Below are 22,487 nucleotides of genomic sequence, written 5' to 3' on the forward strand. Positions count from 1 at the left end.
TTATGATATGGCGGCATGAGGCTGCGGGGTGGATTAACCGATGCGAGGAGTTGTTGTGGGGAAAGCCAGACAAGCAGTATGGCGGGTGTTGGCGGCGGGCGTCTGCATATTGACGCTCCATCACGCGGCGCAGGCCGACACGCTGGACGATCAGCGTAGCCGCTATTCACAAATCAAAAAAGCGTGGGATAACCGGCAGATGGATGTCGTGCAGCAGCTCATGCCGACGTTACGCGATTACCCGCTGTATCCGTATCTGGAATATCGCCAGTTAACCGACAATCTGATGAATGAACCGGCTATCGCCGTCACCCAGTTTGTCCAGGCCAACCCGACGCTGCCGCCGGCGCGCACACTAAAAAACCGCTTTGTTAATGAACTGGCGCGTCGTGAGGACTGGCGGGGATTGTTGGCTTTTAGTCCGCAAGCGCCGGGCACTATCGAATCGAAATGTAATTACTATTATGCGAAATGGAATACCGGCCAGCCCGCCGAGGCCTGGGAAGGGGCGAAACAGCTGTGGCTGACTGGTAAGAATACGCCTGCCTCTTGCGATCGTCTGTTCTCTGTGTGGCGGGCTTCGGGCACTCAGGATCCGCTGGCTTATCTGGAGCGTATTCGCCTGGCGATGAAAGAGGGCAATACGCGGCTGGTAACCTGGCTGGCCGGGCAGTTGCCGGCCGATTATCAAACTATCTCCGGGGCGATAACCGGCCTTGCCAATAATCCCAACAGCGTGATGACCTTTGCGCAAAGCGTCAGCCCGACAGATTTTACCCGCCAGATGGCCGCGGTGGCTTTTGCCAGCGTGGCGCGCCAGGACGTGGAGAATGCCCGCCTGATGCTGCCGACGCTGATTCAGGTCCAGAAACTGAATGACGAGCAGGCTCAGGAATTGAAAGAGGTTGTCGCCTGGCGGCTGATGGGCAATGACGTGACCAGCGAGCAGGCTAACTGGCGCGATAATGTGGTGATGCGTTCCGGGTCGGTGTCGCTGATTGAACGCCGGGTGCGTATGGCGCTGGGGAGCGGCGATCGTAAAGGACTGAACACCTGGCTGGCGCGTCTGCCGATGGATGCCAAAGAGAAAGACGAGTGGCGCTACTGGCAGGCCGATCTGCTGCTGGAGCGCGGACGTAAAGACGAGGCGAGCGAGATCCTGCGCTCCCTGATGCAGCAACGTGGTTTCTATCCGATGGCTGCGGCGCAGCGGCTGGGTGAGGATTACCCGATCCGCGTGGATAAAGCGCCGGCGGTTAATCCGGCGCTGGTGCAGGGGCCGGAGATGGCCCGGGTGCGCGAACTGATGTACTGGAACCTGGATAACACCGCGCGCAGCGAGTGGGCCAATCTGGTCACCAGCCGTTCCAAAGCCGAGCAGGCGATGCTGGCGCGTTACGCCTTCGATCAGGACTGGTGGGATCTCAGCGTTCAGGCGACGATTGCCGGGAAGCTATGGGATCATCTGGAAGAGCGCTTCCCGCTGGCCTACAAGGGTACTTTCAACCGTTATGTGAGCGGTAAAGATATTTCCCAGAGCTATGCGATGGCGATTGCCCGCCAGGAGAGCGCCTGGAACCCGAAAGTGCGCTCGCCGGTCGGAGCCAGCGGTCTGATGCAGGTGATGCCGGCGACGGCGGCGCACACGGTGAAGATGTTCAGTATTCCCGGCTACAGCAGCCCCGGCCAGCTCCTGGACCCGGAGATGAATATCAATATCGGCACCAGCTATCTGCAGTATGTCTATCAGCAGTTCGGCAACAATCGTATTCTCTCCTCTGCGGCCTACAATGCCGGCCCGGGGCGGGTGCGGACCTGGCTGGGCAACAGCGGCGGGCGTATCGACGCCGTGGCGTTCGTGGAAAGCATTCCGTTCTCGGAAACCCGGGGCTACGTTAAAAATGTGCTCTCCTATGATGGGTTTTACCGCTATTTCATGGGGGGTAAGCCGGTACTGTTGACCGAAGCCGAATGGCGGCGGCGTTATTGATTTCACCATGAGTATGTTATGCTGCCGTACTCGTTAAATAGTATGGCAGCGTAACATGAATCAGAACTCCCCCTGGTCAGCCGAACAAGCCGAACACAGTCATCAGGAGTGGCTGCGTTTTGTGGATTTGCTACAGCGAGCGTTTGAAAGGCAACTCCATTTGCCGCTGTTAACGCTGCTGTTAACGCCGGATGAACGCACCGCTCTGGGTACCCGGGTGCGTATCATCGAAGAGTTATTGCGCGGCAATATGAGCCAGCGCGAACTGAAAAACGAGCTGGGAACCGGCATCGCCACCATTACCCGCGGCTCCAATAGCCTGAAGGCATCGCCGCCAGAACTGCGGGCATGGCTGGAGAAGGAGATGCTGGGCGACGGTCAGCGGTAAATCTCATTATGAAACGGACTTAACGCCAGGATCACGGCCTGGTGATAGACGCTGCTGCGCGTTAGCTTGCCGGCGGTAAAAATACCGATGGCGCCCTCTTTGCGGCCAATTTTATCAATCCCCGTCCACTGCGACATTACCGGGCCGAGCGCGGCGCCGGCGCGCACCTGTTTGAGAATACACGGCGGCAGAGGAAGCGTCGCCGAACGGGCCTCTCCGCGCTGAGTCGCGTTCTCAATCACCACCCAACTGTAGGTGCTGTCGTCATCAATACCCGCCTCGATGGCTACCCAGAAGTCGGCGTCAGGGCGTGCCTGGCGGGCGTTGGTAGCCCGCTGGCGTGCGCCAGCTCGCGTTTCCTGGTCGCCAAGCGGCTGTTCCGGAACGCCGCTATCGACGTCTATGGGCTCAATATGGCAGGATCCTGAACCGAAAATATCTTCAAAGGCCTGACGAATTGCCTGAATTTTGGCGGGATTTTGGGTGGCGGAGATAACATAGTACATAATCAATGATACTTTAACGAAATTGTGCCAGCAGTATAACGGAAAAATAATATGTTACAGGTATATCTGGTTCGTCACGGCGAAACGCAGTGGAATGCCGAGCGGCGTATTCAGGGGCAGTCGGACAGCGCTTTAACCGCCCAGGGAGAGCTTCAGGCATGTCAGGTGGCGGAGCGCGCCAGGCATCTGGGCGTCACGCATGTGATCGCCAGCGATCTCGGGCGTACCCGTCAGACGGCGGAGATCATCGCTCAGGCCTGCGGTTGCGCGGTACAACTGGATCCGCGTCTGCGCGAGCTGGACATGGGGGTGCTGGAAACGCGTCCCATCGACTCGTTAACCCCGGAAGAAGAGAGCTGGCGTCGCCAGTTGGTGAACGGCACGCCGGACGGTCGCATTCCGCAAGGCGAAAGCATGCTGGAGTTGAGCGGGCGGATGCGCGCCGCGCTGGATGCCTGCCGCGAATTGCCCGCCGGTAGCCGTCCGCTGCTGGTCAGCCACGGTATGGCGCTGGGCTGTCTGATTAGCACCATTCTCGGTTTACCGGCCTGGGCAGAGCGCCGTTTGCGTCTGCGTAACTGCTCGATTTCCCGGGTCGATTACCAGCAAAGCCCGTGGCTGGCTTCGGGATGGGTGGTGGAGACCGCAGGCGACATCGCGCATCTGGATGCCCCTGCTCTGGATGAACTGCAGCGTTAACGGCGGACCGGGATCAGGTATTCGCAGCGCACCATCATTGGGCGATCCTGTTCTCTGGCATTCTCTGCCGGGAAGAAACGCTCTATGTCCTGGCCGCGCCGGCGGGTCAGGTTCAGCGACGGCATGCAGGTCCCGTAAATGGTGAGGATGAACTCCTGGAGTCCGGTGCCGGGTCCCTCGTAGTTAAATTGCACGTAGTCGCCCCCTTCAAGGGTGACTGCTTCTGCGTCCGGGATATGGCCGTTTGCCAGCTCAGGCGCCAGCGCGGTGGTATAGAACACCTCCTGCTCGTCGTCCCTTTCCATGCTCGGGCGCGGCTCGTGCAGGCCATACAGCACCGGCGGGATAGTCGGCGAGTGGGCCAGAAACTGCGACCAGAACTGAATGCGCATCTCCTGACGCGATTCATTCAGTTGTTCCAGCGTGCAACTGTAGCTCTGGGTAACGCCCATCAGATGCGTTTCCGGCAGGGTAATGAAGTGCGGCTGCGGCGGTGTGAAATCCCCGAGACGGATTGGCGAGCGCATTCCGAAGGAGCTCCAGTCCGGCGAACGGCGATAGAGCGCCGGCGTCTGGGCGAACTGTTTTTTAAAGGCGCGGGTAAATGTTTGCTGTGAGTCAAAGCGATATTGCAGCGCGATATCGAGAATCGGTCGCCCGGTCAGGCGCAGCGCGACAGCGGATTTTGAAAGGCGACGGGCGCGGATATAGGCGCCGATGGCATGGCCTGTGACATCTTTAAACATCCGCTGTAAATGCCACTTGGAATAGCCTGCTTTTGCTGCCACATTATCCAGGGAAAGCGGTTGGTCCAGGTGGCCTTCCAGCCAGGTAAGCAGATCGCGAATGATCCCAACTTGATCCATAACTATCCTCTATCCTGACAAGCCAGTGTCTGATAAATAAGGTAGCGGATAATAGCACTTTTTGTTCTTTAAGCGTTCAGGGTTTTTTTTGGCAAGCTGTGCGCAGGTGGCGTTTTTTTGCCCTTTTACGCTTAATGATGTGAAATAAAAAACGTTTTTTATGCAAAATATCTTCTCGTTTAGCCTGAAATCTGGATTCGGTAACAATATGAAAGGAATAGTATTAATGGGCGCCGCGGCGTTGTTATTGGGCGGCCAACTGGCCCGGGCGGAGCAGGTCGGTTCAGTCGATACTGCGTTTAAAATGATTGGCCCGGACCATAAGATTGTGGTGGAAGCCTTTGACGATCCGGACGTGAAAAATGTCACCTGTTACCTCAGCCGGGCGAAAACCGGCGGCATCAAAGGCGGGCTGGGGCTGGCGGAGGACACCGCGGATGCGGCTATCTCCTGCCAGCAGGTGGGGCCGATTGAACTGAGCGATAAGATCAAAGCCGGGAAGGCGCAGGGCAATGTGGTTTTCCAGAAGCGTATTTCGCTGGTCTTTAAAACCCTCCAGGTGGTGCGTTTCTATGACGCCAAACGCAATGCGCTGGTTTACCTGACATATTCAGATAAGCTGGTGGATGGTTCTCCGAAAAATGCCCTGAGCGCTGTGCCGATCATGCCCTGGAACTGAGGGACGCGGATAACAAGGAGAGTGCGATGACAGGAACGGTTGTCTGGCTGGTGGAAGATGAGATCGCCATCGGCGAGCCGTTGGTCTACACCCTCCAGCAGGAGGGGTTCGCGGTACGTATCTTTGAACGCGGGTTACCAGTGCTGGAAGCCGCCGCCCGGGAACTGCCGGATATGCTGATTCTTGACGTCGGTCTGCCGGATATCGATGGTTTCTCATTGTGCCGCCGGTTGCTGGCGAACTGGCCGGATCTGCCGGTGTTATTTCTGACCGCCCGCTCTGATGAACTCGATAAGCTGATTGGCCTGGAAATCGGCGCCGACGACTATGTGGCGAAACCCTTTTCACCGCGCGAGGTGGCGGCCCGGGTGCGAACCATTCTGCGCCGGATGCACAAAGGCCAGGCGGCGTCTGGCGATGTGGTGCGTTTCGGGCAATTCGTGCTTAACGAACCCTGTGCGCAAATCAGCTGGTGCGGGCAACCTCTGGCGCTAACGCGTTATGAGTTCCTGCTACTGAAGACATTACTGGTCGCCCGGGGGCGGGTATTTTCCCGCCAGCAATTAATGGACTTGATCTGGACCGACGCGCCGGAAAGCTTCGACCGGACGGTGGATACCCATATCAAAACCCTGCGCGCCAAGCTGCGGGTGGTCAATCCGGATATTTGCCCAATCAACACCCACCGCGGGCTGGGCTATAGCCTGGGAGCACGCTGATGCGGCTCGGTATGCGGCTGTTGCTGGGATACTTCCTGATAGTGGCGGTGGCCGCCTGGTTTGTGTTGTCTATTTTTGTCAAAGAAATTAAGCCCGGCGTGCGGCGCGCGACCGAGGGAACGCTGATCGACACCGCTATGTTGCTTGCCGAACTGGCGCGCGAGGATTTACTCAGCGGTAATGCTCGCCACGGTCAGCTTGCCGACGCCTTTTCACGTCTGCATCTGCGTCAAATCAATGCCGATATCGGCGGTATCAACAAAGTTCGCAACGAATACCGGGTGTACCTGACGGATGCCGCCGGTATGGTGGTATTTGATTCCGCCGGGCGGGCGCTGGGCCTGGATTATTCGCGCTGGAATGACGTCTGGCTGACGCTGCGCGGCCAGTACGGCGCCCGTAGCTCCCCGGAAGATCCGCGGGATCCGGAGAATACGGTGATGTATGTGGCGGCGCCGGTACTTAACGACGGGCGGATCATTGGCGTGCTGAGCGTGGGGAAACCGAATAATACCATGACGCCGGTCATTCGCCGCAGCGAGCGGCGTATTCTGCTGGCCGGAGCGGCGCTGCTCGGGATCGCACTGCTGATTGGCGGGCTGGTGGTGTGGTGGATTAACCGTTCGATACGCAAACTGGTCGACTATGCGGATGCGGTCACCAGCGACTATCCGCTGCCGTTACCGGAAATGGGCAGTAGCGAGCTGCGCAAGCTTACCCAGGCGCTGGAGAGTATGCGTATTAAGCTGGAAGGTAAGAACTATATTGAACAGTACGTGCTGGCGCTGACCCATGAACTGAAAAGCCCGCTGGCGGCGATTCGCGGCGCGGCGGAGATCCTGCGTGAAAATCCGCCCCCTGCGGTGGTGGCGCGCTTCACCGGCAATATCCTTCAGCAGAATAACCGCATGCAGACTCTGATAGAGAAACTGCTGGCGCATGCCAGGCTGGAAAACCGCGCTGAGATTGTGCCGACAGCCATGACGGCAGAGCTGCTATTCAGTACGCTGCTGGACAGTCGCCAGGCGCTGATCGCCGAGAAATCTTTGCATGTCGCCGCGGATGGCGGCGATGTGCCAGTGACCGGGGACGCCGCGCTGCTGGAGCAGGCGCTGGGTAATCTGCTGGATAACGCCATTGACTTTACCCCGCCGGGCGGCGAGATCGCCCTGAGCGCGGCGCTGGAACAGGGATATGTGGCGCTGCGGGTCTGCGATACCGGCAGCGGTATTCCCGATTATGCGTTACCCCACCTTTTTGAACGCTTCTACTCGCTGCCGCGCAGTAGCGGACATAAGAGCAGCGGCCTCGGGCTGGCGTTTGTCCGGGAAGTGGCTCGCCTTCACCATGGCGATATTGTGCTGCAAAACCGCGCCTGCGGAGGCGCCGAGGCGATTTTACGGCTCCCGGCCTGATTCACTTCACCCGCACTTCACATAACTTCATCGGCTTCACATACGCCTTTTCTATGCTGCCGGCACTGGAAAAGGAGAATATCTATGTTGAAGTCCCCTCTGTTATTAAAAATGGTTGCCCTGCTGGGCTGTATGCTGCTGTTACTGGTACCGCTGTCAATGCTGCGCGGCTTAATCAATGAGCGGGCCGACTATCGGGAAAGCGTCGATCAGTCGCTGAGCCAGAGTACCAGCGGTGCGCAAAAGCTGGTGGGGCCGCTGATCGCCATTCCGGTGACCCGCCTGACAACGGTGCTGGAGAATGATAAGACCGTCACCCGGGAGAGAACCTCGATTTATTACTGGTTGCCGGAATCACTGATCGTTCAGGGTAACCAGGATGTAGAGAATCGCAATATCGGCATTTATCAGGGACAAATCTGGAATAATGCGCTGGAGATGAAGGCACGCTTTGATACCAGTCGCCTGAAAGATATTCAGGGATTGCGGCGGGGCAAACCCTGGGTGACATTTGCGGTCAGCGACTCCCGGGGTATCGGGCATGTCGGCGCGCTGACCATTAACGGCCAGACGCTGGATATTGAGCCCGGTAGCGGCCTGTCGCAGGGGGACGCGGGTATTCACGCTATGCTGGCGGAAGAAGCGCTGGAGGCGAAGCAACTGGATGTCGCGCTGTCGATGACCCTGAAAGGCACCGGGGAGTTTGCTCTGGTGCCGGTTGGGCGCAATAGTGAACTGGCGCTGATCAGTAACTGGCCGCACCCCGGTTTTCTCGGCAACTTTTTGCCCGAAAAGCGGGATATTTCGCCATCGGGCTTTTCCGCGCAGTGGAAGAGTAGCTGGCTGGCGAATAACCTCGATAGCCGCTTTAGCGCCAGTAAGCTGCAGCAGCTTCCTGCGTTCAGCGTGATGACCGCGACCCCGGTGGATCAGTATCAACTGACCGACCGGGCGGTGAAATATGCGGTGTTGCTGATTGCATTAACCTATATGGCGTTTTTTGTCTTTGAAACCCTGACCGCGCAGCGTCTGCACCCGGTGCAGTATTTGCTGGTTGGCACCTCGCTGGTGATGTTTTACCTGGTTCTGCTGGCGCTGTCGGAACATGTTGGCTTTAATCTGGCGTGGCTGATTGCCTGTCTGGCGTGCGTTGGTCTCAACGGTGTCTATCTGCAGGGGATTCTGAAGAGTCCCAAGTCGAGCCTGGCGTTCAGCGCTGGATTGCTGGCGCTGTACGGGGTCCTGTGGCTATTGCTGCGCTCGGAAGAGAGCGCTCTGCTGTTGGGTAGCCTGGTGTTGTTCGTGGCGCTGAGTGTGATTATGGTACTGACGCGACACTTTGACTGGTATGCGGTGACGTTACCAAAAGGTAAAGTACTGGCGGGGACAGAAAATGGCGATGACGATCGTCTGCGGTTGTGGGAGTAAAGCCTGTCACCAGTCACAAAAAAAGCCGGCAGAGTTGCCGGCTTTTTTGCATCCGGTAGCCATTATTCCTGCAGATCGCCACAGAAACGGTAGCCTTCGCCATGAATGGTGGCGATGATTTCCGGGGTATCCGGCGTGGATTCGAAATGCTTGCGGATACGGCGGATCGTGACGTCCACGGTACGGTCGTGGGGTTTCAGCTCACGGCCGGTCATCTTTTTAAGCAGCTCGGCGCGGGACTGAATTTTGCCCGGATTTTCGCAGAAGTGCAGCATAGCGCGGAACTCGCTGCGCGGCAGTTTGTACTGGTCGCCATTCGGGCTTATCAGCGAGCGGCTATTGATATCCAGCTCCCAGCCGTTGAATTTGTAGCTTTCAACGGAGCGGCGCTCTTCGCTGACGGTGCCCAGATTCATGGTACGCGACAGTAAGTTGCGGGCGCGGATGGTCAGTTCGCGCGGATTAAACGGCTTGGTGATATAGTCGTCGGCGCCAATCTCCAGGCCGAGGATTTTATCGACCTCATTATCGCGGCCGGTCAGAAACATCAGCGCTACATTCGCCTGTTCGCGCAGTTCACGTGCCAACAGCAGCCCGTTTTTGCCCGGCAGGTTGATGTCCATAATCACCAGGTTGATGTCATTGTCAGAGAGGATTTGATGCATCTCAGCGCCATCAGTCGCTTCAAAGACATCATAGCCTTCTGCTTCGAAAATACTCTTCAACGTGTTGCGTGTTACCAACTCGTCTTCAACAATAAGAATGTGCGGGGTCTGCATGTTTGCTACCTAAAATTGCCAACTAAATCGAAACAGGAAGTACAGAAGTCCCTGACCTGCCTGGTACATGTCGCAAATTAACATGTCCAGCTTCTACATGACTAAAGTACGTAATTGCGTTCTGGATGCACTTTACATCAACGTCAACAACATCATTAGCTTGGTCGGGGGTACTTGTTCCCTCTAGACCCGACGGTGTTAAAAACGGTTGTCATCCTAACCATTTTAACAGCAACATAACAGGCTGAGAGGGTTCCGACACTGAATAAAACTATGCTTCGTTGACATATATCAAATTCAATTGTAGCACGTTAACAGTTTCGTGAAATCCTCATAGCGTAATGCTAGCCTTCGTCACATTTTGTTAATGTGAAGACGCAGGCTCCTGATAATTAATAAACATTAATCGCCTTCCTGACAAGTGGTTATACCCCTAAATTTGTTTATGATAAACAGTAGGATATAGTCTCTGTGGTTATAGTTTAGCGATGTGTGATAAATCTGACATAGTTAAGCGTTGCTTACCTTCGATTGTAGCATAGCGTCATGTCGATAAGTTGCATTAAAGTAAATTTCTTAACATAAAATATACAAATTGCGCCATCGCAAATGAAATTCAAGAGGTGGGTTGAACCGTTATGCAAATAACGATAATTCTGGTGGCTCCGGCCAGGGCGGAGAACGTCGGTGCGGCAGCAAGGGCGATGAAAACCATGGGGTTTAGCCAGTTACGTATCGTCGACAGTGAGGCGCACCTGCAGCCGGCGGCGCGTTACGTTGCTCATGGGTCCGGCGATGTGCTGGATAATATCCAGACCTTTCCGACGCTGGCGTCGGCGTTGCACGATGCGCAGTTTACCGTGGCGACAACGGCGCGCAGCCGCGCCCGCTTCCACTATTATGCGACTCCGCAGGAATTACAGCCGTTGCTCGAAGAGAAAGCAGGCTGGATTAAAAGGGCAGCGCTGGTGTTTGGCCGCGAGGACTCCGGGCTGACTAATGAAGAACTGGCGCTGGCGGACATTCTCACCGGGGTTCCCATGGTGGCTGATTACCCGTCTCTGAATCTGGGGCAGGCGGTGATGGTTTACTGTTATCAACTGTCATCGCTGTTGCAGCATGCGTCGCCGGCAGCGAGCGAAATCGACGGCGGCCAGCTACAGGCGTTGCGCCGGCGGGCCGATCGTTTGCTGGACGTTCTTGGGGTGGCGGATGACCATAAAATGGCCGGCTGGTTACAGCAGCGCCTGGGCCAGTTGACTCACCGGGATACCGCTATGCTGCATCGTTTGTTGCATGATATTGAAAAAAAATTGCCGGGATAAAATGCTGTCTGCCCACTTTTGGGCGACTACGACGTTCGTCCTGGTCGCTGTTTTTGTTTGGTTTTGTGCTGTTCCTGCGCGGCGTGGTAGCGGGGAAATGGCTGGGGCGTCAGAGATAAAAAATCAAATATTCGTTGACTTAGGACGGCAGATACTTTAACCAATATAGGAACTTAATATTCAGTTTCAGAGCACACAACATTCATGATGCGTTTCAGCCCGGTGACCACCATTATTACAACCACCACCATTACCACAGGTAACGGGGCGGGCTGACGCGTACAGGAAAAAATAGAAAAAAGCCCGCACCTGAACAGTGTGGGCTTTTTTTTTGGTCAAAATATCAAGGGGTAACAACAATGAGAGTGTTGAAGTTCGGCGGTACGTCAGTGGCCAACGCGGAGCGTTTTCTTCGTGTCGCCGATATACTGGAGAGCAATGCCAGACAGGGACAAGTGGCGACAGTGCTGTCTGCCCCAGCGAAAATTACTAACCACTTGGTGGCGATGATTGAAAAGACCATCGCCGGCCAGGATGCTGTGCCGAACATCAGCGATGCCGAGCGCATTTTTGCTGAGTTGCTCGCCGGTCTGGCGGAAACTCAGCCGGGTTTTCCCCATGCTCAGCTTAAAACCATGGTGGATCATGAATTTGCCCAGATTAAACATGTGTTGCACGGTATCAGCCTGTTGGGGCAGTGCCCGGACAGCATCAATGCCAGCCTGATCTGCCGCGGTGAAAAACTGTCTATCGCTATCATGGCTGCTGTGTTGCAGGCGCGCGGACATAAAGTGACGGTGATTGATCCGGTGGAAAAACTGCTGGCGGTGGGTCACTATCTCGAGTCTACGGTGGACATCGCCGAATCCTCCCGGCGCATCGCTGCCAGCCGCATTCCGCAGGATCACATGGTGCTGATGGCCGGTTTTACCGCCGGTAATGAAAAAGGCGAGTTGGTGGTGCTGGGGCGCAACGGCTCTGATTATTCCGCCGCGGTGCTGGCTGCCTGCCTGCGCGCCGACTGCTGCGAAATCTGGACCGATGTGGACGGTGTTTATACCTGCGATCCGCGCCAGGTGCCGGATGCCAGGCTACTGAAGTCGATGTCCTATCAGGAGGCGATGGAACTCTCCTACTTTGGCGCCAAAGTTCTTCACCCGCGTACCATTACCCCCATCGCCCAGTTCCAGATCCCCTGCCTGATCAAAAACACCGGTAACCCCCAGGCGCCGGGTACTCTGATTGGCGCGAAAAGCGATGAAGACGGTCTACCGGTCAAAGGTATCAGTAATCTCAATAATATGGCGATGTTCAGCGTCTCCGGGCCGGGAATGAAGGGGATGGTCGGGATGGCGGCGCGGGTATTTGCCGCTATGTCGCGCAACGGGATTTCAGTCGTGCTGATCACGCAGTCCTCCTCTGAGTACAGCATCAGCTTCTGCGTACCGCAGAGTGACAGCCAGCGTGCCTGCCGGGCCCTGGAAGAAGAGTTCTACCTGGAACTGAAAGAGGAACTGCTGGAGCCGCTGGCGATTGTTGAACGTCTGGCGGTCATTTCGGTTGTCGGCGACGGTATGCGTACGCTGCGCGGTATTTCCGCCAAGTTCTTTGCGGCGCTGGCGCGGGCGAATATCAATATCGTGGCGATTGCCCAGGGCTCCTCAGAGCGGTCAATTTCGGTCGTGGTGAATAATGACGACGCCACTACAGGGGTGCGGGTCACCCATCAGATGCTGTTCAATACCGATCAGGTAATTGAAGTGTTTGTTATCGGTGTCGGCGGCGTCGGCGGCGCGCTGCTCGAACAGATCAAGCGTCAGCAGGCGTGGCTGAAGAAGAAGCATATCGATCTGCGGGTCTGCGGGGTGGCGAACTCCCGGGCGCTGTTGACCAATGTTCACGGCCTCGATCTGGAACGTTGGCAGGCGGAACTGGCGGAAGCCAAAGAGCCGTTTAACCTCGGGCGCCTGATCCGGCTGGTGAAAGAATACCATTTGCTAAACCCGGTGATTGTTGACTGTACTTCCAGCCAGGCGGTTGCCGATCAATATGCCGACTTCCTGAACGAAGGTTTCCACGTGGTGACGCCGAATAAAAAGGCCAACACTTCCTCCCTCAACTATTACCATCAACTGCGCAGCGCGGCGGAACGTTCACGCCGTAAGTTCCTGTATGACACCAACGTCGGGGCCGGACTGCCGGTCATTGAAAACCTGCAAAACCTGCTTAACGCAGGTGATGAGTTGCAGCGTTTCTCCGGTATCCTTTCCGGCTCATTATCGTTTATCTTTGGCAAACTGGACGAAGGCGTCAGCCTGTCTGAGGCGACCCGGCTGGCGCGGGAAATGGGCTATACCGAGCCCGATCCGCGCGACGATCTCTCCGGGATGGATGTGGCGCGTAAGCTGCTGATTCTGGCCCGTGAGACCGGCGCGGCTCTGGAGTTGAGCGATATCGTGATTGAACCGGTACTGCCGGCGGAGTTTGACGCAGACGGTGATGTCGAGAGCTTTATGTCGCGGCTGCCGCAGCTCGACGCCGCGTTTGCCGCCCGCGTTGCGCAGGCGCGCGATGAGGGGAAAGTGCTGCGCTATGTCGGTATGATCGATGAGTCCGGGCGCTGCGCGGTGAAAATCGCCGCCGTGGACGGTAACGATCCGCTGTATAAAGTGAAGAATGGCGAAAACGCGCTGGCGTTTTACAGCCACTATTATCAACCGCTTCCGCTGGTGCTGCGCGGCTATGGGGCCGGTAACGATGTCACCGCCGCCGGGGTATTTGCCGACTTACTGCGTACCCTGTCCTGGAAGTTAGGAGTTTAACATGGTCAAAGTGTATGCCCCGGCCTCGATTGGCAACGTGAGCGTTGGGTTTGATGTGCTGGGGGCGGCCGTGTCGCCGGTAGATGGTTCTCTGCTGGGGGATTGCGTCAGCGTGGAGGCGGCGGAGACGTTCAGCCTGCACAACGCCGGGCGTTTTGTCAGCAAATTGCCCGCCGATCCGCGCGAGAATATCGCCTGGCAGTGTTGGGAGCGGTTTTGTCAGGAGATGGGTAAAACCGTACCGGTGACCATGACGCTGGAAAAGAACATGCCGATCGGCTCCGGACTGGGCTCCAGCGCCTGTTCCGTCGTCGCCGGACTGATGGCTATGAATGAGTTCTGTGGCCGGCCGCTGGACGATAACCGGTTGTTGACTCTGATGGGCGAACTGGAAGGGCGCATCTCCGGCAGCGTACATTATGATAATGTGGCTCCCTGCTTTCTGGGCGGATTACAGCTAATGCTGGAAGAAAACGGCATTATTAGCCAGTCGGTGCCGGGTTTCGACGAGTGGTTCTGGGTGATGGCGTATCCGGGGATCAAGGTTTCGACCGCCGAGGCGCGGGCGATCCTCCCGGCACAGTATCGCCGCCAGGACTGCATTAGTCATGGCCGCTATCTGGCCGGGTTTATTCACGCCTGTCATACCCGCCAGCCGCAGTTAGCGGCAAAACTGATGAAAGATGTTATCGCCGAGCCGTATCGCACGAAGTTGCTGCCGGGCTTCAGCGACGCGCGCCGTGCCGCGGAAGATATCGGCGCGCTGGCCTGCGGGATTTCCGGCTCCGGCCCGACGTTGTTTGCCGTATGCGACAGCAGTGAAACCGCGCAGCGTATGGCCGATTGGCTTGGTCAGCATTACCTGCAAAATCAGGAAGGCTTTGTACATATTTGCCGTCTGGACACGACCGGCGCACGAGTACTGGGATAAAAGATGAAACTCTACAACTTAAAAGATCACAACGAACAGGTTAGCTTTGCGCAGGCGATTGTGCAGGGGCTGGGAAGGAATCAGGGGCTGTTTTTCCCCCATGAACTGCCGGAGTTTGAGCTGACGGACATTGATGAGCTGCTGAAACAGGATTTTGTCACCCGCAGCGCGCGCATTCTCGGCGCGTTTATCGGCGATGAAATTCCCCAACCAATCCTTGAGCAGCGAGTGCGGGCGGCGTTTGCTTTCCCGGCGCCGGTCGCGAAAGTCACCGACGATGTTTCCTGCCTGGAGCTGTTCCATGGTCCGACGCTGGCGTTCAAAGATTTCGGCGGCCGTTTTATGGCCCAGATGCTGGCGCAAATCAGCGGCGATAAGCCGGTCACTATTCTGACCGCCACTTCCGGCGACACCGGCGCGGCTGTCGCCCATGCGTTTTATGGCCTGAAGAATGTGCGGGTGGTGATCCTCTATCCGCACGGTAAGATCAGTCCGCTGCAGGAGAAACTGTTCTGTACGCTGGGGGGGAATATTGAAACCGTGGCGATCGACGGCGATTTCGATGCCTGTCAGGCGCTGGTCAAACAGGCGTTTGATGATGAAGAGCTGAAACAGAAGCTGGGGCTGAACTCTGCCAACTCTATCAATATCAGCCGTCTGCTGGCGCAGATCTGTTACTACTTCGAGGCGGTGGCTCAGTTACCCCAGCAGGCGCGTAATCAGCTGGTGGTTTCGGTGCCGAGCGGTAACTTCGGGGATTTAACCGCCGGCCTGCTGGCGAAATCGCTGGGTCTGCCGGTGAAACGCTTCATTGCCGCCACCAATGTCAATGATACCGTGCCGCGCTACCTGGCAAGCGGCGAGTGGACGCCGAAGGCGACACAGGCCACGCTGTCTAACGCCATGGATGTCAGTCAGCCGAATAACTGGCCGCGGGTCGAAGAGCTGTTTCGGCGTAAAATCTGGCGCCTGTCCGATTTGGGTTTCGCCGCGGTGGATGATGAAACCACGCAGGCGACCATGAAAGAGCTGAAGGCGCTGGGCTATGTGTCCGAGCCGCATGCGGCGGTGGCTTACCGCGCCCTGCGCGATCAGCTACAGCCCGGGGAGTATGGGCTGTTCCTTGGCACCGCTCATCCGGCGAAGTTTAAAGAGAGCGTCGAGGCGATCCTTGGCGAGCCGCTGGAACTGCCTGCGGCGCTGGCCGAACGCGCAGACCTGCCGCTGCTCTCGCATCATTTAGCGGCGGACTATACGGCGCTACGCCAGCTGATGATGAGCAAGGCCTGAGTTTTGCGCTGCGTTGAAAATCACCCGCCCGGGTGATTTTTTTTTGCCTGGCATCCGGGGAAAACGAAGAGAGGATCGTGGAAATTTCAGCGCACATCGCCAGCATGATGCTGGCGTTTTTGCTTATCAGTAGGGGCAGCGTCGCCCGGGCGTTTACCGTTCGTGGCGTTTGAAAACCAGTTCCCGATCGCTGGATAACCCATCATCATAGAAATACCCTTCGCTGTTAAAGCTTGTGAGCTGCTCCGGCCGGGTGAGCCGATTCTGGATGATGTAGCGGCTCATCAGGCCGCGCGCTTTCTTGGCGTAGAAACTAATGACTTTAAATTTGCCGTTTTTCTCATCGAGGAACACCGGTTTGATCATCTGGCCGCGTAATTTCCCGGTTTTAACCGCTTTGAAGTATTCATCAGAGGCGAGGTTGATAACCACATCATCGCCCTGGGCGCTCAGAGCATCGTTGAGTTTACTGGTGATAGTCTCGCCCCAGAAACCGTAGAGGTCCGGCGCTTTTTTATTGGCCAGTTTGATCCCCATCTCCAGACGATAAGGCTGCATTAAATCCAGCGGGCGTAGTACCCCATACAGACCGGAGAGCATCCGCAGGTGCTGCTGGGCGAAATCAAAATCCGCCTCGCTGAAGGTTTCAGCCTGCAGGCCGGTGTACACATCCCCTTTGAACGCCAGAATTGCCTGACGGGCATTATCCGGGGTGAAGTCGGGGTGCCAGTCGTGGAAACGCGTGGCGTTGAGGGAGGCGAGTTTATCGCTGATACCCATTAACGATGAGATTTGCGGCGCCGACAGCTTGCGCGCCACATCGATCAACTGTTGGGAATAGTCGAGCAATTCCGGTCTGGTGTAGCGCTCAGTCGCGAGCGTGCTCTGATAGTCCAGGGTTTTGGCAGGTGATAGCAGGATGAGCATGTTCGTTCCTTGCGATTTTATAAAAGCGCTACTGTAACAAATTTCCCGCGCTGCGGGGCCTATGGTTGTTATTGGCTATGACTCTGGCGCTTTCCAGACCCCGGGCACCAGTTGACCGCTAAGCTGTGGAAAACGGTCCGGATCGAACACCGGCGCCAGCCCAAGGCGGCGCTGGCGTCGGTAATCGGCGGCAAGGTCCTTGACGATCGGCGACAGCAGCAAGATAGCGGTCAGATTAGTGACCGCCATAAGCGCCATGACGATATCTGTGAACTGCCAGATCAGCGTCAGGCTACCCAGCGCGCCCAGCAGGACCGTCAGTAACACCATGGCGCGCAGCAGGCGAATTTTCCCCGGGGTGTTCTGGCGCAGGAAAACCAGATTATTTTCCGCATAGGCGTAGTTGGCGATGATTGATGTAAAGGCGAATAAAAAGACAATTGCGGCGATGAAGGCGCTGGCCCACTCCCCGGCGAGCAGGCTGAGCGACTGTTGGGCCAGAACGGTACCCTGGGCGCTACCGGGAGAGGCCAGACCGGACAGCAGAATCACCGCGGCGGTTGCCGAGCAGATAACTATCGTATCAATGAACACGCCGATCATCTGCACAATCCCCTGGGACACCGGATGCGGAGGCCACGAAGATGCCGCCGCCGCCGCGTTGGGCGCGGAGCCCAGGCCGGCTTCGTTGGAAAACATACCGCGCTGAAAACCGATGGTGATTGCCTGACCCAGGGTATAACTCATGGCGCCGGTGGCGACCTCATGCCAGCCGAAAGCGCTTTTCACAATCACCAGCAGAATGCCTGGTATCTGGTCGAAATGCATTACCATCAGAATAGCGCTGATACTTACCCACAGCAGACTCATTACCGGCACCAGCCACTGGGCGGTTCTGGCGACCAGCTTCAGGCCGCCGGCGATAACGATACCGGTCAGGAGCATTAGCACAATGCCGGTAGCCAGTTCAGGGATGGCAAAAGCATGCCTGAAGGCGTTGGCGATGGCTTTGGCCTGGACGGCATTGAAGGCCATCCCAAACCCGAATAACAGGAAAATCGCGAACATGATGCCCATCCAGCGCATCCCCAGCCCGCGTTCCATGTACCAGGCTGGACCGCCGCGAAAGTTTCCCTGCTGATCGCGCCCTTTATATAACTGCGCCAGGGTGCATTCAGCAAACGAGGTGGCCATCCCGATAATCCCCGTCACCCACATCCAGAATACGGCGCCCGGCCCGCCGACGGTAATCGCCAGCGCCACCCCGGCGAGATTACCGCTGCCTACCCGGGCTGCAAGGCTGGTGCAGAGCGCCTGAAACGCAGTAATGCCGTCAGGTGCCGGAATCAGGCTTTTTTTCAGGTTGCGGATAACGTGGTGAAAATAGCGAAACTGGATAAAACCGCTGCTCAGGGTGAACCAGATACCAGCGCCCAGCAAGAGATAAATCAGTACCGATCCCCACAGGAGATCGCTGATAAAGTTAAGAACATCCTGCATTAACGTCCCTCATTATTGCGTCTGAAAGGCAGAGAGACAGCGGTCCTCAATCAGACGGTCCTTAGAATAGCGAGCTAACAATTCAGGGAGTTTATCATAACCCCGGCGACTTATCCTGGATGGTTGCGCCGAAAGAGCGGCGTGATATTATCAGAACCAGACCGGTTACATCTCCCTTACATGTGTTTTAATGAGAAATTCAATATGACGGATAAATTGACCTCCCTGCGTCAGCTCACTACCGTTGTGGCCGACACCGGAGACATCGCGGCAATGAAACTATACCAGCCGCAGGATGCCACAACTAACCCCTCTCTGATTCTGAATGCCGCGCAAATTCCTGAATACCGTAAATTAATTGATGACGCCGTCACCTGGGCGCGCAGCCAGAGCAGCGATCGCGCGCAGCAGGTTATCGATGCGACTGACAAACTGGCGGTGAATATCGGTCTGGAAATCCTCAAACTGATTCCGGGTCGTATCTCTACTGAAGTCGATGCGCGTCTGTCCTACGATACCGCAGCCAGCGTGGCGAAGGCCAAGCGTTTGATCAAATTGTATAACGATGCTGGTATCAGCAATGAGCGTATTCTGATCAAGCTGGCATCCACCTGGCAGGGGATCCGCGCCGCAGAGCAACTGGAGAAAGAAGGGATCAACTGTAACCTGACTCTGCTGTTCTCTTTCGCCCAGGCTCGCGCCTGTGCTGAAGCCGGCGTATACCTGATTTCCCCGTTTGTCGGTCGCATTCTCGACTGGTACAAAGCGAATACCGACAAGAAAGAGTATGCCGCCCATGAAGACCCGGGCGTGGTATCGGTGAGCGAAATCTACCAGTACTACAAGCAGCACGGCTACGAGACCGTGGTGATGGGCGCCAGCTTCCGCAACGTGGGCGAAATTCTTGAGCTGGCGGGCTGCGATCGCCTGACGATTGCACCCGCGCTGCTCAAAGAGCTGTCTGAAAGTCAGGGTGAAGTGGTCCGTAAACTTTCTTACAGCGGCGAAATCAAAGCGCGTCCGCAGCGTTTGACCGAGTCTGAGTTCCTGTGGCAGCACAACCAGGATCCGATGGCAGTAGATAAACTGGCGGATGGGATCCGTAAGTTTGCCATTGACCAGGAAAAACTGGAAAAAATGGTTGGCGACTTGCTCTAATCCCGCTCTCCCACGCGTGGCGCATGTCGGCCACGCGGTATCCTCTCTCTCTGCCTTTCCCTTCCTGGCGCATCGCCGTCCTGTGACAAATGATAAGAACCCTTCACTCGCTCAGCCTGCGATGCTGCCCTCTTCGCCGCTCGCGATGGCGTTTTGTCCTGCAAGACGAATTATTTAGGGTATATTATGACGATTAAAGAGCAGATTACGTTTCCGGAATGACAATGAATACATTACGCATAGGCCTGGTTTCAGTATCCGATCGCGCGTCCAGCGGGGTTTATCAGGATAAAGGCATTCCTGCCCTGGAAAGCTGGCTGGAAGGGGCGCTGACCACGCCGTTTAAAATTCAAACCCGCCTGATCCCCGATGAGCAACTGACCATTGAGCAAACCCTGTGTGAGCTGGTGGATGAAATGGCCTGTCATCTGGTGCTGACCACTGGTGGAACGGGGCCTGCGCGCCGCGATGTGACGCCGGACGCCACGCTGGCTATCGCCGATCGGCTGATGCCAGGATTTGGGGAGCAGATGCGTCAGATTAGCCTGCATTACGTACCGACGGCGATTCTCTCCCGTCAGGTGGGGGCGATTCGTAAACAGGCGCTGATCCTCAATTTACCTGGCCAGCCGAAATCAATTCAGGAGACCCTGGAAGGGGTGAAGGATGAAAACGGTAACGTGTTGGTTCACGGTATCTTCGCCAGCGTACCTTACTGCATTCAGCTTCTTGAAGGGCCATATGTCGAAACCAATCCGGCGGTGGTCGCGGCATTTCGCCCGAAAAGCGCCAGACGTGAGAATACGCCATCCTGAGGGATAACATAACGTAATAGCCACAAAGCCAGGTTTTGCCTGGCTTTGTGGTTTTGGCATTACATTAAATAGCGCCACCAGAGAAACAGCAGGGCAAATCCGGTCAGGAAGAAGAGCCCCAGCCAGGCCAGCGCCACCAGCCAGAATGGCTGTGGGAATGGGCACTGTTTTGTATCGCGCACCAGGCTGAAGTTGAGCCATGCAAACAGCGGCGTGGTAAGGAATGACATCACCATGGCGAAGGTCAACATCGGCGAGAGCGCGCTCTTGAATTGCAAAATAATCAGCATGCCGCTGGCCGCCAGAAACAGAACCCACAGGCTTAAAGAACGCTGAGTGCGGACTTCTGAGCCGCGCAGCAGACGCATAGACTCATTGATTGTCCTGGCATAGCCATCAAGAACGGTCAGGGTGGTGCCGAACATACACAGGAAAGCTATCAGGGCGACCAGCAGGCGAGCCCATTCTCCGATAGTGGCGGCATACATCGAAATCAACTGGGAGGCGAAAGCCCCGCCAGCCATCTCCAGTTGCACTGGCGAACCGTGCTGAACCAGCGCCCCCAGTGAGAGGAATACCAGCGCCAACAGGGCGGTTAGCCAGTAACCGACATTGCAGTCGAAGAGCGCATTACGCAGGGAAACCGGAGTGAGACGCTGGCGAGAGATCAGCCACATTGAATTAATGGCCGAAATTTCAATTGGCGCCGGCATCCATCCGACCATCGGGACCAGAAACGCCAGTGCCGAAAGTGTCCAGGGGGAGGGGCTCTGGAAACCTTCCGGAGCCACCGGGCCGTTATACCAGGCTATGCAGGCTGCGATCACCGTGGTGACGGTGAGCATAAACATGATTAATTTCCCTGCGCGATCGAGAGCCTTATAGTGGCCGACCAGCACGATAACCAGCGATATGGCCAGCAGCAGCAGGCAGAGTACGGTCAGGCTTAACTCAATCGGAATAAAATATTGCAATAACGCGGCGGTCAGAATCAGTACCCCGGCCATATTGACCACCCCGGCGACCAGATTCAGCGCGGTAAATCCCAGAAGCCAGAAACGGCCTTTTTTCTGATATCCCTCTATCAGGCTGAGGCCAGTAGACAGCGTGTAATGGGTAGCGAAACGGAAGAAAGGGTATTTAAATAAGTTGGCAAGAATAATCAGTAACACCAGTTGCCAGCCATAGAGTGCCCCGGCCTGGGTTGATGCGACTAAATGCGAACCGCCGACGGCGGCGGTTGCCACCAGAATTCCGGGGCCCAGCGCTTGCATTCGCTGCTTCCAGCGCTGCCCGGGCGTTAAATTATCCCATTGCGGGGAGCTGATTTCCGACATAAAACGCTTTCCTTGTTATTTCATCCTGTTCAGGAGCTTGAATGAAGATTTGTATACTGTTCTCTGAATAACAGATGCGCCCGCGGATGACAAACCGACATTCAGGCACAGGATGCTAAAATAGCGCTAAAAACTAAGTGTGTGGCGTTATATGCCAGGTAATCTGGTCTGTTGTGCTGAGTTTTATTTGATGTCTGGAGTTTTTCCCTGTTTTGTAACACAGGGAAACGGGCCGGAATAAGACAGATACCGGCCCTGTGGATGAGGGTGATTTAGTCGCCAATCGGCAGTACGGTACGGCCAAACTGCTCGTTCAGTACTTCGCCCATCGCCAGATAAAATGCGCTGGCGCCGCAAATAATGCCCACCCAGCCGGCGATATGAATAATCGCTTCGCTACCAGCGATATTGCCGACAGCCAGCAGAGCGAACAGTACCGTCAGGCTACCAAAGACGAACTGCAGCATACGCGCCGCCTGCAGCGTGCCGAAGAACATAAACAGCGTGAAAATGCCCCACAGGCCAAGATAAACGCCCAGGAACTGGCCGCTCGGCGCATCGGTTAACCCCATTTTCGGCATCAGCAAAATGGCGACCAGGGTCAGCCAGAATGAGCCGTAGGAGGTGAAGGCGGTTAAACCGAAGGTATTGCCCTTTTTAAACTCCAGCAGGCCGGCGAAGATTTGCGCCATACCGCCGTAGAAAATCCCCATTGCCAGAATAACGCCGTCCAGCGGGAATAGACCCAAATTATGCAGATTGAGCAGAATGGTGGTCATACCAAAACCCATTAAGCCCAGGGGAGCTGGATTAGCCAACTGAGTGTTGCCCATAGTTCCTCTGAAAATCCCTGTTAATGATTAAGAACCAGCCCATCAGAGTGAGTTAATTGCCGTTTTGAACGCCGCTTGCG

Annotated in this window: 21 protein-coding genes, 1 pseudogene and 1 other annotated feature; of the genes and pseudogenes, 15 read left to right on the forward strand and 7 right to left on the reverse strand. The window is 56.2% G+C overall.

The features are described 5' to 3' along the window. Positions 1-55 precede the first annotated feature (55 nt). Positions 56-1,990, forward strand: coding sequence for a murein transglycosylase (gene sltY, locus AQ981_RS12955; RefSeq protein ID WP_058912157.1), 1,935 nt, complete (start codon positions 56-58; stop codon positions 1,988-1,990). 55 nt (positions 1,991-2,045) lie between these two features. Further along, the gene (gene trpR / locus AQ981_RS12960; RefSeq protein WP_058912158.1) at positions 2,046-2,378 is read left to right on the forward strand and encodes a trp operon repressor; all 333 of its coding nucleotides are present in this window, start codon (positions 2,046-2,048) and stop codon (positions 2,376-2,378) included. Here trpR and yjjX read toward each other — a convergent pair. After that, the gene (gene yjjX / locus AQ981_RS12965; protein WP_058912159.1) at positions 2,369-2,884 is read right to left on the reverse strand and encodes an inosine/xanthosine triphosphatase; all 516 of its coding nucleotides are present in this window, start codon (positions 2,882-2,884) and stop codon (positions 2,369-2,371) included. The genes trpR and yjjX overlap by 10 nt on opposite strands. 51 nt (positions 2,885-2,935) lie before the next feature. Between yjjX and gpmB the strand changes: the two genes are divergently transcribed. Next, positions 2,936-3,583 carry a 2,3-diphosphoglycerate-dependent phosphoglycerate mutase GpmB gene (gene gpmB, locus AQ981_RS12970; RefSeq protein WP_058912160.1) on the forward strand — a complete coding sequence of 216 codons (648 nt, stop codon included), beginning with the start codon at positions 2,936-2,938 and terminating at the stop codon, positions 3,581-3,583. Here the strand turns inward: gpmB and robA are convergent. Then, complete coding sequence (robA, locus tag AQ981_RS12975) at positions 3,580-4,449, reverse strand: MDR efflux pump AcrAB transcriptional activator RobA (RefSeq protein ID WP_058912161.1); 870 nt, start codon at positions 4,447-4,449, stop codon at positions 3,580-3,582. The genes gpmB and robA overlap by 4 nt on opposite strands. Before the next feature lie 208 nt (positions 4,450-4,657). Here robA and creA point away from each other — a divergent pair, with 208 nt between their 5' ends. The 4 genes from creA to creD all read left to right on the forward strand — a co-directional run bounded on the left by creA (position 4,658) and on the right by creD (position 8,690). Then, complete coding sequence (gene creA / locus AQ981_RS12980; protein WP_058912373.1) at positions 4,658-5,128, forward strand: protein CreA; 471 nt, start codon at positions 4,658-4,660, stop codon at positions 5,126-5,128. A gap of 26 nt (positions 5,129-5,154) precedes the next feature. Continuing rightward, a complete protein-coding gene (gene creB, locus AQ981_RS12985; protein WP_058912162.1) occupies positions 5,155-5,847 on the forward strand; it encodes a two-component system response regulator CreB in 693 nt (230 codons plus the stop codon). Beyond that, entirely contained in the window at positions 5,847-7,262 is a 1,416-nt protein-coding gene (gene creC / locus AQ981_RS12990; RefSeq protein WP_058912163.1) for a two-component system sensor histidine kinase CreC, read from the forward strand. The genes creB and creC overlap by 1 nt, the downstream gene beginning before the upstream one ends. An 84-nt stretch (positions 7,263-7,346) precedes the next feature. Continuing rightward, on the forward strand, positions 7,347-8,690 hold the full coding sequence (creD, locus tag AQ981_RS12995) for a cell envelope integrity protein CreD (protein WP_058912164.1): 1,344 nt from the start codon (positions 7,347-7,349) through the stop codon (positions 8,688-8,690). A gap of 62 nt (positions 8,691-8,752) precedes the next feature. Here creD and arcA read toward each other — a convergent pair whose 3' ends face one another. Then, complete coding sequence (gene arcA / locus AQ981_RS13000; RefSeq protein ID WP_058912165.1) at positions 8,753-9,469, reverse strand: two-component system response regulator ArcA; 717 nt, start codon at positions 9,467-9,469, stop codon at positions 8,753-8,755. A gap of 97 nt (positions 9,470-9,566) precedes the next feature. Between arcA and yjjY the strand changes: the two are divergent. From yjjY to thrC, 6 genes and pseudogenes are all read left to right on the forward strand, one after another. Then, positions 9,567-9,709, forward strand: a pseudogene (yjjY, locus tag AQ981_RS27290) (YjjY family protein). Positions 9,710-10,107: 398 nt separating this feature from the next. Next, complete coding sequence (locus AQ981_RS13005) at positions 10,108-10,794, forward strand: tRNA/rRNA methyltransferase (RefSeq protein WP_058912166.1); 687 nt, start codon at positions 10,108-10,110, stop codon at positions 10,792-10,794. Positions 10,795-11,001: 207 nt separating this feature from the next. Then, complete coding sequence (gene thrL / locus AQ981_RS27295; protein WP_249226319.1) at positions 11,002-11,070, forward strand: thr operon leader peptide; 69 nt, start codon at positions 11,002-11,004, stop codon at positions 11,068-11,070. Then, positions 11,006-11,127, forward strand: a sequence feature (Thr leader region). (Overlaps the previous gene by 65 nt.) A gap of 26 nt (positions 11,128-11,153) precedes the next feature. Next, positions 11,154-13,616, forward strand: a complete 2,463-nt coding sequence (gene thrA / locus AQ981_RS13010; protein WP_058912167.1) for a bifunctional aspartate kinase/homoserine dehydrogenase I — start codon at positions 11,154-11,156, stop codon at positions 13,614-13,616. 1 nt (position 13,617) lies between these two features. Beyond that, a complete protein-coding gene (gene thrB / locus AQ981_RS13015; RefSeq protein ID WP_058912168.1) occupies positions 13,618-14,547 on the forward strand; it encodes a homoserine kinase in 930 nt (309 codons plus the stop codon). Positions 14,548-14,550: 3 nt separating this feature from the next. Then, the gene (thrC, locus tag AQ981_RS13020; RefSeq protein ID WP_058912169.1) at positions 14,551-15,837 is read left to right on the forward strand and encodes a threonine synthase; all 1,287 of its coding nucleotides are present in this window, start codon (positions 14,551-14,553) and stop codon (positions 15,835-15,837) included. A gap of 153 nt (positions 15,838-15,990) precedes the next feature. Here thrC and yaaA read toward each other — a convergent pair whose 3' ends face one another. Together yaaA and AQ981_RS13030 are read right to left on the reverse strand one after the other, a co-directional pair. After that, on the reverse strand, positions 15,991-16,764 hold the full coding sequence (yaaA, locus tag AQ981_RS13025) for a peroxide stress protein YaaA (protein WP_058912170.1): 774 nt from the start codon (positions 16,762-16,764) through the stop codon (positions 15,991-15,993). Between the two features lie 75 nt (positions 16,765-16,839). Beyond that, positions 16,840-18,264: an alanine/glycine:cation symporter family protein gene (locus tag AQ981_RS13030; protein ID WP_058912171.1), complete on the reverse strand. Its 1,425-nt coding sequence runs from the start codon at positions 18,262-18,264 to the stop codon at positions 16,840-16,842. A gap of 204 nt (positions 18,265-18,468) precedes the next feature. Here AQ981_RS13030 and tal point away from each other — a divergent pair, with 204 nt between their 5' ends. Both tal and mog read left to right on the forward strand, forming a co-directional pair. Further along, positions 18,469-19,422, forward strand: coding sequence for a transaldolase (gene tal, locus AQ981_RS13035; RefSeq protein WP_058912172.1), 954 nt, complete (start codon positions 18,469-18,471; stop codon positions 19,420-19,422). A gap of 224 nt (positions 19,423-19,646) precedes the next feature. Next, positions 19,647-20,237, forward strand: coding sequence for a molybdopterin adenylyltransferase (mog, locus tag AQ981_RS13040; RefSeq protein ID WP_058912173.1), 591 nt, complete (start codon positions 19,647-19,649; stop codon positions 20,235-20,237). Positions 20,238-20,296: 59 nt separating this feature from the next. Here the strand turns inward: mog and AQ981_RS13045 are convergent, their stop codons facing one another. Both AQ981_RS13045 and satP read right to left on the reverse strand, forming a co-directional pair. Further along, positions 20,297-21,574, reverse strand: coding sequence for an NRAMP family divalent metal transporter (locus tag AQ981_RS13045; protein ID WP_058912174.1), 1,278 nt, complete (start codon positions 21,572-21,574; stop codon positions 20,297-20,299). Positions 21,575-21,846: 272 nt separating this feature from the next. Then, entirely contained in the window at positions 21,847-22,407 is a 561-nt protein-coding gene (satP, locus tag AQ981_RS13050) for an acetate uptake transporter (RefSeq protein ID WP_058912175.1), read from the reverse strand. Between the last annotated feature and the right edge of the window lie 80 nt (positions 22,408-22,487).

It is taken from the genome of Entomohabitans teleogrylli (assembly GCF_001484765.1).
In the GTDB taxonomy this organism is placed as follows: domain Bacteria; phylum Pseudomonadota; class Gammaproteobacteria; order Enterobacterales; family Enterobacteriaceae; genus Entomohabitans; species Entomohabitans teleogrylli.